Origin of the sequence: Lonsdalea britannica, assembly GCF_003515985.1 — a bacterium.
Taxonomy (GTDB): Bacteria; Pseudomonadota; Gammaproteobacteria; order Enterobacterales; family Enterobacteriaceae; genus Lonsdalea; species Lonsdalea britannica.
Genome location: NZ_CP023009.1, coordinates 3,790,670 through 3,804,249 on the forward strand (window position 1 = coordinate 3,790,670; position 13,580 = coordinate 3,804,249).

Annotated in this window: 7 protein-coding genes, 1 tRNA gene and 1 pseudogene; 4 read left to right on the forward strand and 5 right to left on the reverse strand. The window is 51.1% G+C overall.

Translation table 11 applies throughout. The features are described 5' to 3' along the window. Positions 1–160 precede the first annotated feature (160 nt). Positions 161–237 (forward strand) — tRNA-Arg (locus tag CKQ53_RS17340). A 164-nt stretch (positions 238–401) separates the two neighbouring features. Beyond that, positions 402–737, forward strand: a complete 336-nt coding sequence (locus CKQ53_RS17345) for an Arm DNA-binding domain-containing protein (protein ID WP_409359736.1) — start codon at positions 402–404, stop codon at positions 735–737. A gap of 37 nt (positions 738–774) precedes the next feature. On the opposite strand, the pseudogene CKQ53_RS18865 reads toward CKQ53_RS17345, so the two are convergent. The 3 genes and pseudogenes from CKQ53_RS18865 to CKQ53_RS17365 all read right to left on the reverse strand — a co-directional run. Then, a pseudogene (locus CKQ53_RS18865) lies at positions 775–1,328 on the reverse strand (transposase); the annotation flags it as partial. A 129-nt stretch (positions 1,329–1,457) separates the two neighbouring features. Next, positions 1,458–2,369, reverse strand: coding sequence for a glycosyltransferase family 2 protein (locus tag CKQ53_RS17360; protein ID WP_094117368.1), 912 nt, complete (start codon positions 2,367–2,369; stop codon positions 1,458–1,460). Beyond that, positions 2,366–2,725 carry a GtrA family protein gene (locus tag CKQ53_RS17365; protein ID WP_094117477.1) on the reverse strand — a complete coding sequence of 120 codons (360 nt, stop codon included), beginning with the start codon at positions 2,723–2,725 and terminating at the stop codon, positions 2,366–2,368. The genes CKQ53_RS17360 and CKQ53_RS17365 overlap by 4 nt, the downstream gene beginning before the upstream one ends. 905 nt (positions 2,726–3,630) lie before the next feature. Between CKQ53_RS17365 and CKQ53_RS17370 the strand changes: the two genes are divergently transcribed. Continuing rightward, a complete protein-coding gene (locus tag CKQ53_RS17370; protein WP_118895236.1) occupies positions 3,631–5,847 on the forward strand; it encodes a TonB-dependent receptor in 2,217 nt (738 codons plus the stop codon). Between the two features lie 272 nt (positions 5,848–6,119). Here the strand turns inward: CKQ53_RS17370 and CKQ53_RS17375 are convergent, their stop codons facing one another. Continuing rightward, on the reverse strand, positions 6,120–7,091 hold the full coding sequence (locus tag CKQ53_RS17375; RefSeq protein ID WP_118895326.1) for an FAD:protein FMN transferase: 972 nt from the start codon (positions 7,089–7,091) through the stop codon (positions 6,120–6,122). 120 nt (positions 7,092–7,211) lie between these two features. Next, complete coding sequence (locus CKQ53_RS17380; RefSeq protein WP_094117367.1) at positions 7,212–9,992, reverse strand: flavocytochrome c; 2,781 nt, start codon at positions 9,990–9,992, stop codon at positions 7,212–7,214. A 1,839-nt stretch (positions 9,993–11,831) separates the two neighbouring features. Here CKQ53_RS17380 and CKQ53_RS17385 point away from each other — a divergent pair. Beyond that, positions 11,832–13,505, forward strand: coding sequence for a methyl-accepting chemotaxis protein (locus CKQ53_RS17385; protein ID WP_094117366.1), 1,674 nt, complete (start codon positions 11,832–11,834; stop codon positions 13,503–13,505). Positions 13,506–13,580 lie beyond the last annotated feature (75 nt).

Below are 13,580 nucleotides of genomic sequence, written 5' to 3' on the forward strand. Positions count from 1 at the left end.
TCTCGCGGTGAGCTCGCAGAAAGCGATCACGGCGCCAGGCTGTACAGGGAATCGCCGTCTGGCCGAAATCGGCCGCCAAGTCGTTGACTCACCGAGGGGGGTGGGTATAATCCAGCCCACTTGTTATTGGTTGCGGCACATCGCAATCTCTCTTCCCAAGGCGCCCTTAGCTCAGTTGGATAGAGCAACGGCCTTCTAAGCCGTAGGTCACAGGTTCGAATCCTGTAGGGCGTACCATCTTTTCTTCTATTAACATCCTTTCTAGTCTACTTTTTCCTTTCAAATCAGAATATAACACTTCTCTGTGGTCCAGCTTGGTCCAAGGTCACCTATTGCGTTCTTATTCTGATTGGGGGCAGGATAAGGGGCATTGCTAGGTTCAATCAACTGGATGCCCCCATATGAAGCTGACAGCACGACAAATTGACTCTGCTAAGCCTAAGGAAAAATCATACAAGCTTGCCGATGGTGGTGGGATGTATCTTGAGATTTTTCCAAATGGAACAAAGAGTTGGAGGCTAAAATATAGGATAGTAGGTAAAGAAAAACGAGTTACCTTCGGCACATATCCATTGCTCACACTCGCTGAAGCAAGGATCAAACGTTCTGAAGCTAAGAAACTCTTGTCAGAAGGTGGGGGCAGTCCAGAACGTCCACATAGCTCACTGGGTGATGTGCCACCCGTTATCTATGCGAGGCAAAAACTGGCCGGAGATCCTCATTGGCGGTGGTACTAAAAACCGGAGGGACTACAAGCCCCTGAGGCTGCGGTTAACGCCGCTGGGCGAATTCATGGCGGCGTGGACGTTTGAATCGCAGCGATAGTCCCTGTTCGCTGTATAGCCGGTAGATCCGTTTTTGGTTATCACGCCAGCCTTCCCGCCTGAGCATCACGTGTACCCGGCGGTAACCGTAATGCACCCGGGTTTCGGTGATCTCCCGAATGCGTAAGCGCAGCGCGCTGTCGTCTGCGGCCACAGAACGATAGCGGAATGAGCTGCGACTGACGCGTAGCGCAAAGCAAACCTGCCTCTCGCTGGCTCCGTAACGGGCTTGCAAATCCCTGACCCATTCGCGCAGACGTGCCAGCGTCAGATCTTTTTTGTCAGCACGTCCTGTAGCATGGCCTTATCGAGGCTCAGGTTAGCCACTAGCTTCTTCAGCCTGAGGTTCTCTTCTTCCAGCTGCCGCATGTGTTTGAGTTCCGAAGGAGAAATCCCGCCGTATTTCTTGCGCCAGGCATAAAAAGTGGCGTCAGAGATACCCAGCTAGCGGCAGACGTCCGGTACAGAGGTCCCCAGCTCAGCCTGCTTGAGGGCAAAAACAATCTGCTCTTCAGAATCGTGATCTTTTCATCGGCACCACCTCCGTTCAGGGAGTGTTTATCATGCCGGAATTCTGTTTCTGAATGGCGCAGGATTTTGGGTCAGGGTCACCAGATAGGATAGTAATTATCACTACTTTTTTACTACGTAACGAGGACGGTTCTTAACCTCAGAGTAAATTCTGCCTACATACTCACCTAGCACACCAATGCCGATAAGCTGCACACCACCTAAGAAAAGAATTGACACGAGTATGGATGGATAACCTGCAACAGCATTACCCCAAATAATTTTATCAATGATCATCCAGATCCCGTATAAAAATGACAACCCCGCAACAAAGAAACCTATATAAGTCCACATTCTCAGCGGAAACGTGGAAAAAGAAGTAATCCCTTCTAAAGCCAGATTCCAAAGCTTCCAGCCATTAAACTTTGTTTTCCCTGCCACACGCTCAGCTCGAGTGTATTCAACGACTTCCACTCGGCCGCCGACCCAGCTGAGGACGCCTTTCATAAAAAGATTTCGCTCAGGCAGCAGTTTAATGTTCTCCACAACCTCTCTCGACATCAGACGATAATCACCGACATTTTCTTCAATTTTTGGGTGACTGATCCGATTGTGAAGCTTGTAAAACAGAGCGGCAGTATTTCTTTTTAATCGACCGTCGCAACTTCTATCCGAACGCTTGGCCAATACGGCATCTGCTCCAGCTTGCCATTTTTCAATCATTGCAGGGATGATATCGATAGGGTCTTGCAGATCGACATCGATAGGAATAACGGCGTCCCCTGTTGAGGCTTCTAGTCCAGCAAATAACGCAGGCTCTTTACCGAAGTTACGGGTAAATGAAATACAGGTCACCAGCGGATCTTGCTTGGCAAGATTTCGAATCACTGTTTCAGTGCTATCAGAGCTACCGTCGTTAACAAAGACAATTTCTACCTGCAAGTTCTTAAAAGGAGTAAACCCTCTGACCGTTTCATAAAAAATGGGAGTAGCCTCTTCCTCGTTATAAACGGGCACTACCAGAGATATTTTCATTTTCTAACCTTGAAAACCACATAACGTGAATAGATAAAACCACATATCAGGCTAATAGCTGAGAACACAATGAGCGTACCCATTGGATTCAATCTCACCACATCGGCCAACCACCCAATAAGCGCAGCAAGCGCCCCCATGAACACCACGTACAACATATACCTGGCTGGCGTGGCCTCAGCAGTGAAGGTCCAACGGGCGTTGACAAAGAATGAGAAGGTCACAGCGACGCAAAAAGCGGTGAAGTTTGATAGAGATTGCTTTTGACCTGACATATAAAGAGCGCTAAAAACAGCCCAATGCAACAGCGTATTCAAAACACCGACGGACATGTACCGCGCAAAGATTTTGAGCATAGCAACCGGTAATATTTTGTAAATTAGTGGGGCAAATTCTGGCATCAGTAGCAGGGATGATCAAGGTAATGTTAAGACATGTGAAAAAGGGTATTCAAAGAATAATTAGCAAGAAGAAAGTGTTTATCATGTAGACAATCCGAGTGTTTTCACACCTAATGTGGTTCCAAGAGGATACGCAATATCAGGAGTTCACGGATTATTGTGAGCATAACGATATCTTTTTGTGGTTAGTAGCCTCCTACTGTAATACCAATAGCACTGTGGACGTATGGATACTCATCTCTCTTTCCCCACAGCTTATTTCCACAGCAGCCTCTCCCTCCACCGCTTCCCCCTAGTTTCCACAAATCCCTTGATTGCGTAACACGGATGCGTATAGTTCTTATTTTTAATTACGATTTTTTGTGCTCTGTCTTGCGCTGACAGCGATTCAGCCAAGCGTGGCTCGGCAAACAGAAGCGGTTTAGACCTGCATGAGAGGGTGCTTCATAACGCTGGCGCGGCAGTCGACGCAAGTGCGAGTCACCCTTTTCGAGATTTTTTCAAGCCAATGAGCACGACATGGATCAGGAAAAGTGAGTGGTTAACGTTGCCAATTAGACGCGCTAGCGCCGGAAGGGAAAGCACAAAGACATCCGCCTTGCTTTGCCCCCAGATCTCGGCCGCCTAACAGGGTCATACCGGACATGCGCTTCTGTCGTACATGAAATCATCAAGGGAGCTAAGGGAGCTATCGAAGGCAGACTAGAGATCAGCCGGATATTCCGCACGGTTTCGAATTTAGAGAACTGAATCGTACCCACATTCAGGTCATCGCAACCCGGCCTGCGATGTTGAATCAATAAAAATCGCCCCGGAAACGGGATTTGCCATTTCCACCTTTCTCTATAGTTAAGCGAACTATGTATAACGTCAAAAACACATCCACGCCATTACGTAAAACCTTGCTGGCTCTGGCGGTAGGCTCTCTTGCTCAGACTGCTACCGCAGCAACGACACCGACCCAGACTGACACCAATGCCAACACCGATTCAAAAGATACGATCGTAGTGCAGGCGAGCGAGGCGGAGAACTTCCGGCCCGGCGGCGATGCGCTGGTCCCCGCCTATCTGGAGGGTCAGGTCGCGAACGGTGGGCGTCTGGGGATGCTCGGTGAACAGAAGGCCATGGATGTGCCGTTTAACGTGGTGGGCTACACCGCCAAAATGGTGCAGGACAAGCAGGCGAAAACCGTTGCCGAGCTGCTCCACAGCGATGCGGGCGTGCAGGCGGTTCAGGGTTACGGCAACGTGGCGGAAACGTATCGGATTCGCGGCTTTAAGCTGGACGGCGATGATATGACCATGGGCGGTCTTGCGGGCGTGGTGCCGCGTCAGGTGGTCGATACTCAGATGCTCGACCGCATAGAAGTCTTCAAAGGCGCCAATTCACTGGTGAACGGAGCGGCCACCAGCGCCGTCGGCGGCATGATCAATCTGGAACCCAAACGCGCGGAAGACACGCCGACCACTCGCGTAGGCGTCGATTACACCTCCTCATCTCAGGTGGGCGGCAGTCTGGATTTGGGTCGTCGTTTCGGCGATGACAATCAATTCGGCGTCCGCATGAATGTGGTTCACCGCGAAGGGGAAGCGGCCGTGGATGACGATAAACGTCGTACCACGTTGGCCTCTTTGGGGCTGGATTATCGCGGCGACCGCTTCCGAACGTCGTTGGATTTGGGCTACCAGAAAAAAACGTTCCACGGCAGCGAAACAGGCATCAATATCAGCGGCCTGAACGACATCCCCGCCGTCCCGAGCAATACCCGCAACTACTCACAAAAGTGGGCTTACAGCGATATCTCCAACAAGTTCGGAATGGCTCGCGCCGAGTTTGATCTGAATGATAGCTGGACAACTTACGCCGCTCTGGGCGGACAGCATGCCAATGAAATGGGCACCTACTCTTCGCCCACCTTGACCAGCGACAATGGCGATGCGACCGCGTCTCGCCTCGACACCAATAACATCATCGATGACTTCAGCGGCATGGCCGGGCTGCGCGGCCAATTCGACACCGGCTTCGTGTCGCATCGCGTTAATGTGGGCTACTCCGCGCAAACTCAGCGCACGCGCACCGCCTGGGGCATGTCGTTCGCCAACCCGACCACCAACATTTATCACAACAGCGACGTCGCTATGCCGGACAACGCCTTGTGGGGCGGACACTACGCCGATCCGCTCACCACGAGCCGCTCACGTATGCAGGGCGTGTTGCTGAGCGATACGCTCGGCGTGTTGAATGACCAACTACTGTTCACCGTCGCCGGACGTCACCAAAAAGTGGTGGTGCGTAACTACAGTAACGCCACCGGCGAGGAAGACGCGGACTCTCGCTTTACCGAAAGCCGCTGGATGCCGACCTATGGCGTCGTCTACAAGCCGTGGGAGCAGCTGTCGCTGTATGCAAACCATACAGAAGGCCTGCAACCCGGCAGCATCGCGCCCGATACGGCGGCCAATGCGGGACAAAGCACCGGTATTATCCATTCGAAGCAAAATGAAGTGGGCGTCAAGATCGATATGGGTCGCGTGGGCGGTTCAATGTCGCTGTTTGAAATTAAAAAACCGTCGGCCATCCTCGATAGCGCCAGCAACCGCTATAGCGTAGACGGCGAGCAACGTAACCGCGGTCTGGAGCTGAGCGTCTTTGGCGAACCGGTGTTGGGCGTACGGCTGAACGCCAGTACGGTCTGGCTGGATCCTGAGTTAACCAAAACCGCTAACGGCGCTAACAACGGCAATGACGCCATCGGGGTTCCTCGTTTTTACGGCGTAGTGGGCGCGGAATATGACATCAAACCGGTGGACGGTCTGACCGCGACGGCGCAGCTGAATCACTCCGGTTCACAATATGCCGATGCGGCGAACACCAAAAAGCTCGATAGCTACACCACGCTGGACGTGGGTCTGCGCTACCGGACGCGCGTCAATCAGGATCAGAACGAAATGGTCTGGCGCGTCGCGTTGAACAACGTGACCAATGAGAAGTACTGGTCTGGCGTCGAGGACTATGGCGTGTACGTCTTTGAAGGCGAACCGCGTACGCTCAAGGTCTCCATGAGCTACGACTTCTAACGCCCTGTCCGCCTCCCCGAGATCCCGACATTCAGAGATGAAAACCGGGATTTTTTTTGTTTCTCAGCATCAGAAAGCGTTCTCGGTTTTTTGCCGTCATTAAACCGATACCGATGTCTCGTTAACGCACATCCGCTCAATCCTCTTTTTTCTCTGACGACAACGGAAACGATCCAGCCGGTGAATCGAAAAACACCTTTCGGGCGCGGTCATGGCGAAATACAACCACTCGAATTTCGGCATAGGCGATCACCGCGACGGCAGCCGCCTTTTTATCCGACGACCGTATAACCGCTATCGAGCAGTTCAAACTCGTAATTGGGATTTGGCGACAGAATGATCTGCCGATCTTTCGTCACGAAAATGGTGCAAATACCAGGATAGTCTCGCAGATAGGCGATCCCCGCCTTCACTCCCATACCGTACATCAAGGTGGTATAGATATCGCCGTCGATGGATTCATCCGACACGATGGTGACGCTGTCCAATGCGTTATTCAGCGGATAGCCCGACGTCGGGTCCAGAATGTGGTGATACCGCTCGCCATTGAGGGTGAAGTAGCGCTCGTAAGTGCCTGAGGTCACCACGGATTTATCGATCACGTGAATTGCACCGATCAACTCCCCCTGCTCAGCGAACGGTTTTTTAAGGCCGATACTCCAGCGCCCCTGAGGATCGTTTAACGACCGCCCCATCGCCTGCACGTTGCCCCCCAGATTCAATAGTGCATTTTCAACGCCGTTTTGCCGCAGAAAGCCTTTGATCACGTCGGCGATATACCCTTTGGCGATAGCGCCGAGATCGATCTCCATGCCTTCCTGCAGGAGGAACACGGAGCGATCTTCATCGTTCAGGATCACATGGCGCGGATCCGTCAGAGCGAGCCGCTGCTGAATGTCCGCCGCGTCAGGCACCGTATGGCCACTGAAACCAATTTTCCACAGCTTGACGAGAGGACCGATGGTGAAATTGAAATGACTGTTGTCCAGCAGGCTCACCTGCAAGGCGCGTTTGATCAGCTGATAGACAATGGGGCTGACCGCCACCGGATGCCGACCCGCCGCGTGGTTGATGTTCATCACTTCCGACGGGTAGCGATTGACCGTGAGCAAATCTTCCAGCCGTTTGATCCGCTTAAAGGCCTGAACGACCAATTCCTCATTCAGCTCAAAGAGCGTTAAGGAAATTCGCGTTCCCATCAATGTGGCGGCATAGGAAAAGGAGTTGTCTTCAGACGTCGTCATAAAAGCACCGTCGCGGTTGGAGGGAAAAAACATCGCTAATGATGGATGCCATTAAAACGCAGGCGGGGCAAAGTTGACAACTTTGCCCCGCCTGTGGACTACGAACCCGATGACTCGACGTTACCGTTTCGCATAGGCCGCAGCTTGTTTACCGGCCTGAATACCGAAGATGATGATATCAGCTACGGCGTTACCCCCGATACGGTTGGCGCCGTGAATGCCGCCGACCACTTCACCCGCCGCGTAGGCACCCTGAATAACGTCTTTATTGTTATCCAGCACCTCGGCCGCGGTATTAACGACCACCCCGCCCATCGTATGGTGAACGCCTGGGGCGATCTTGATGGCGTAGAACGGTCCTTTGTTGATCGGGTTACGCAACGCGGTCGTTCTGCCGAAGTCGTCATCGTGCTGTTTTTCAACGAACGTGTTGAAGCGTTCGATGGTTTTCGTCAGCTCGGCGGGTTCCATTTGCAACCGGTCTGCCAACGCCGCGATAGAGTCTTCGACTTCGACGAAGCCCTGAGCCACATATTCGCCGACCGCCATGTTTTTCTCTTTAACGTGATCATCAAAGACGATATAGGCGTATTTTTCCGGCAGATTGATGATGCTCGCAGACACCTTGTCACGCGTTTCCAATTCATTAAAGAAACGCTGACCATTTTGGGAAACCAGAATGGCACCGCCGCCGCGAATAGATTCAGAGATCAGGTACGACGTTTTCTGCTCCACCGTCGGGTGGATCTGAATTTCGCCCATGTCGACGGTATCCGCGCCCAGCGCTTCCAGCAGCGTGATCCCGCTACCCGTTGCGCCTTTATGGTTGGTCGTCACGAAGCCTTTCAGGTCCGGACGGTATTTCACGACCAGATCCTGGTTGGCGCTGAATCCGCCGGTCGCCATGATGACGGTTTTCGTCGGGATAACACGCTCTTCGTTTTCGTCATTGATGGTGCGAACGCCGGAAACCTTGCCGTCTTCCTGCAAAATTTCGGTAACGGACGTTTCGAGCATCACGTCGATGTTGCGCTGGTTAAGGTTTTTCACCAGTCCGCTGATCAGGTAGCCGCCCACTGCCGCGCCGCTGGCCGGACGGTGAGTACGGTCGACACTCATCCCACCCGTGGTCGTCAGGTCGCTCAGCTCGATGTTGCGATCGGCCAGCCAGTCGATGGCTTCGTGCGCGTGTTCAACGAAGTATTTAACCAGTTCGGGGTTGTTCTTGTTCTGGCCGCTTTTCAGCGTTTCTTTGTAGAACAGCTCTTTATCGTCGACAATGCCTTTGATTTTCTGGAAACGCGTTTCCGCGGCATTCATCCCCGCAGACGCTTTGATCGTATTCCCGCCAATCACCGGCATTTTTTCAACGATCAGCACTTTAGCGCCATCATCGGCAGCCTGAATGGCTGTCGCCAGACCCGCGCCGCCGCTGCCGACGACCACGACGTCGTACTGCTGAACTTCGTCCGGGTTGCCACCCTCTTCGATAATCGCTTCTTTAAACGACTTCGTCATCGCCTTGGTGACGGCTTTCTTGATGGCTTCACTTTGCTCTGTAGCGCCGGTCACCGCGTCGACGTGCGAGCTATTGGCATCAAGAATACGCGTTCTGATGATTTCAAAGCTGCTGATCAGCTCGTCATCCCATCCCGCGGTATCGTCCAGCGCGATATCTTTGATGTGGTCTTTTTCCAGGCTGACGTTAACGATGAGTTCTTTATCGTTATCCTGCACCTTCTCCTGGTACACGCCGACCTTGAACTTTTTAGCGTTCAGGCTCATGTCGCGGATCATGCTCTCCACCAGCGAGAAGCGCCACAGCGGTTCCGGAATGGTCAGCTCTTCACGCTTGGTGCTGTCGATATAGAGATCGATATGCTCCTGCGCGGTGATGCGGTCCATCCAGTCCGGATAGGCAATGCAGCCTTTACCCACAGCCACCAGATCGTAACCGTGCTCCAGCGCGACGTCGGCATCCGCTTTGTTAACGATGCCGCCCACGCCCACAACCGGGACCTGCGCCAGCGTGTCGGAACGCATAGCGACATATTTTTCGATCAGCGGAGTTGCAGATTCCGTGTCAACGATGGAAGGACGCAGCGTATGGCCCATGGAGAAGTGAACGTAGTCCAGACCGCGTTCGGCCAATTTTTCCAGCAGGTATAGCGTATCGTCAAAACGGATACCCGGCTCTTCCAGCTCTTCTGGCGAGAAACGGTAACCGATGATGAAAGACGGATCGGCATATTTGTCTTTCATCTGGTGTGCGATATCCAGCACGGCCATCGGGAAGCGTGTACGGTTGTCGCGGCTGCCGCCCCATTTGTCTTCACGGCGGTTGGAGTGCGGGGAATAGAATTGCTGAATCAGATAGGTGTTGGCGCCGTGGATTTCCACGCCGTCGAAGCCAGCCTGAATGGCGCGGTGAATAGCGCGACCAAATTTGGCGACCATCTCTTCGACTTCATCCGCCGTCAGTTCGATCGGCGTCGGCGCGCCGGGACGAGGCGCAGCAACGGCGCTCGGCCCGACCGGCGATTCACCGCCGATGAGTTTCGGGTCGACCATACGGCCGCCGTGGTAGATCTGCAGGATAGCTTTAGAACCCTGCTCTTTGACCGCGCTGGCGACTTTGGACAACCCTTCGATTTTGTTGTCGTCGTCAATACCAATCGCGCCGGGAAAAGCTCGTCCGCGGTCGTCAATGAAGCAGCATTCCACAATCAGCGCGCCGATTTTGCCGGAACGTACCTGATAGTATTCGATCAGTTCTCTGGTGACGGAACCATCAAAAAAGCCAGTGCAGGTTGTCATTGGCGCCATCACGACCCGGTTTTCCAGGGTAACGCCATTAGGCAACGTGAACGGCTGCAATAATCTATCGTTAATGTTTGTCATTAAATTACCACCTAATTTTCACAAATTTTTATCAAATTCTTAAATTCGGAAATGGCAGGCTGCTTTTTTATTGTTCGTGTTTTAGTTGCCTACGATTATTATTCTTTTATTATGTGGTTTTTTTAATGTCATAATACTTTTTTTTAATGTCTTAATTATTTAGTATTTGCAGTTATGTTATCACTCTGTTTAAATAAAAACGTTTAATGTAAAAACATTATAAATAGTAAGGTCTTTATCAACGAATAAATAACACGCCATTTATTTCCTCAACGTATTCTCTCTAATACAACTGTCGTTTTTTTATTCGCACATCCCACGCATCAAATATTCCCATTCATCCATGATGGTTATTTTTTCTATGGATGATTATTTATGCAGCTCTTTCTGTCAGGCGAATTCCTGACTTCATCAGTCAAACATCACCGCAAACCACATCGACATTTTAATCATTAAAAACAGATAGATAGACGGAAAAATCACATCACTCACTCCACGCCCCCTCCCGGAACATAGGACATCTATTCGCCGTCTTGTGCGGCGCCAGCATCGTATAAACGCTGACGCTTCATTTTTTGCTGTTCATTCTTTCTACGAATGTTCTCCCTGCGGGGATGACCTAGAAAAAAATCCGTCTCTGTCACGATCGTCCCCGGTTTGATTATTCGTAAATTGCACGCTTTTTAATGAGATTCAACCTTGTCGCAGCTTATATCAGGATGCGAATCATTGACCGAACGCGTGAGATACAGGTCCCTCTTCATTCAAAATATCCGTGCAGAGACAGCCTGAAGGTCACGATCATTTGAGATACGATAAGCGCGAGTCTTTTCTATCTGGAAATAACGATGACGAATTTCATTTTAAAAAATGAATGCAGGGAGTAATATTCACTCATTGCGCTGAACTTTATTTCCAATGTTCTGGTTATCACGAGGAAAAAGGAGACGAAAAATAATAAAGGGTCAACGTCTACTTTACTCTGACAGCCTTTCTTCTATTTATCGATATTCTCCTACGGCGTTTGCAATCATCAATAAATGTATTGATATTCCCATTATACGTTTTTAGGCGAATAGGAGTGATATTCATTCAAAAGCTTCCCCCACAGAGTGCGCTGTCTTTATATCAAAACGCCATGACACATAAAAAAGAGAGGAGCGTCTTGTCGCTATTAAAGGGTCGCAAAAATCGGCCATAAAAATTCATTTTTTCTGCCTGTTTTTCACTGACCATGGATAACTGATCCGCCCTGTTCATTTTCGAATCAGACCAAGACAGGTTGATAATTAGCCTGCATCTAAATTGTTTAAATTTGGTTTAGCCCTAAACATTACCGTGGTTTATTAATTATTGAGGTTTAGCGCCCCACAAAAGCCCCGTTAAAACGAGAGAAAAAATAATCATTGTTATCATGCACATATAAAAAACCACTCACACCAGAAACATTTACCCCACGCTATCTTCGGCTAATTTTTTACATTTAATAAAATTCTGCCATTTACTGTGCCGAACGGTAATGAAAACATCAGCACGACGCTTTCACCTATTAGATTAAAAGCTCTACTCTATTAAAGAAGAAATAATGGTTTCTCTGATCATCATCACTCCAGAAATATATTAAATTCTGAAACGCGCACTGACATTTAATTACCTTCTTTTCGCAAAAAAGCGATGAAGTCCATTACCTGTTTGCCGATAACAGCTTCGAAGAAATGAAACGTTGATGGATTAAAAACTGGCTCGCATGTTTCCCTACAAGCGTCCCAATGAATGGATGCGTAAAACATAGTTCTGATTATTCAAGAACTAAAACCCCAATTTACCAGGGCTACGACTATGAATTTTATTCGTGATATCAAAATCAGAACCATGATGGTTCTTATCCTTATCGTGTTTTCCTTATTATGGGGAGGCGTCTCCGCCTTCGCACTTTACTCTCTGGGTCAATTGACCTCAGAAATTAAACTGACCAACGTCCAGCAAGACAACGGCGATATTATCAATGCCGCCAGCGGAGAGTATTACCGCGTTCAGAACATCCTGAACCGGGCCGTGGCACACAAACAGAATAATAACCCCGCCGGGTTCAATTCAGAGATGCAGCAGGCCGCTGCAGAAATCGGGCGGCTGAAAGCCGGTCTGGCGCAATTTAAGGTGACCGATCACGCCAACATTAATACGGCAACTATCGATGACATTTATAGCACCTCCTACCGCCTATTTAGTGAAGCTGTCGTACCGATGTACGACGCACTGGAAGCCGATCGCCTTGATGCCTACAAGGAGATTTCGCTGCAAACTTATACCCCGCTGCGCACTCAGTTCACCAACAGCATTACGCAATACAACACCGTTATCAGCACGCTGAAGGGCGAAGCTCAAGGCCGTATCGGCGACTGGGTGAAATGGTGTGAATACATTCTGATGGCGGCACTGACCGTCGGCCTGATCATCGTACTGCTGACCGATCGCTACCTGGCCAAATTCGTGGTGCGCCCGCTTGATCAGATCAAACAGCACTTGCAGGTTCTGGCCATCGGTCAGTTGCACACCAAAATCGCAGACTTAGGTAAAAACTGCGTCGGCAGCCTGATCCCGTTCATGCAGCAGATGCAGGGTAACTGGGTCAACACGGTTTCCGACATTCGCCTGAGTGCAGACGAAATCTACCGCAGCTCAGGTGAAATTGCCGCGGGCAACACCGACCTGTCGTCACGTACCGAAGAGCAGGCCTCTGCGCTGGAGCAAACCGCAGCCAGCATGGAAGAGCTGAGCGCCGTGGTGAAGCAGAACGCAGAAAACGCCAACCAGGCCAGCGTACTGGCTCAGAATGCCTCCAAGACGGCCAATGAAGGCGGAAGCGTCGTCAATGACGTGATTAAAACGATGAACAGCATCAGCGGCAGCTCGCAGAAAATCGCTGATATCATCAACGTCATCAACAGCATCGCCTTCCAGACCAACATTCTGGCGCTGAACGCCGCAGTGGAAGCCGCCCGTGCCGGTGAACAGGGTCGTGGCTTTGCCGTCGTCGCCAGCGAAGTTCGCAGTCTGGCGCAGCGCAGCGCCGAAGCCGCCAAAGAGATCGAAGGGCTGATCGACGAATCCGTCAGCAACGTGAAAATCGGCTCCGAGCAGGTTACGCAGGCGGGCGACGCGATGGGTAACATTGTTAAAGCCATCACCAACGTCACCGACATCATGGGTGAAATTGCTTCCGCCTCTAACGAGCAGAGCAAGGGTATTACCCAGGTGGGTCAGGCCGTTATCGAAATGGACAGCGTGACGCAGCAGAACGCCGCGTTGGTGGAAGAGTCCACAACCGCGTCGTCGTCGCTGGAAGATCAGGCGCGTCGCCTGACGGAAGTGGTCTCCATTTTCCAGCTGGCTGAATCCGAGTCTCGAAAAAAACCCTCGGCCTCCAGCAAACCCGCTCAGGCCGCACCGGCTATCGCGCACAGAAAACTGGGCACGAACGCGCCGGCTGAAGGCAACTGGGAAAAGTTCTAATCCCTCGTTAACGACGCGCTGACGCAATCCCGCCTCATCGCGTGACGGCTCTCCGGTTCGCCGGGGAGCCTTTTT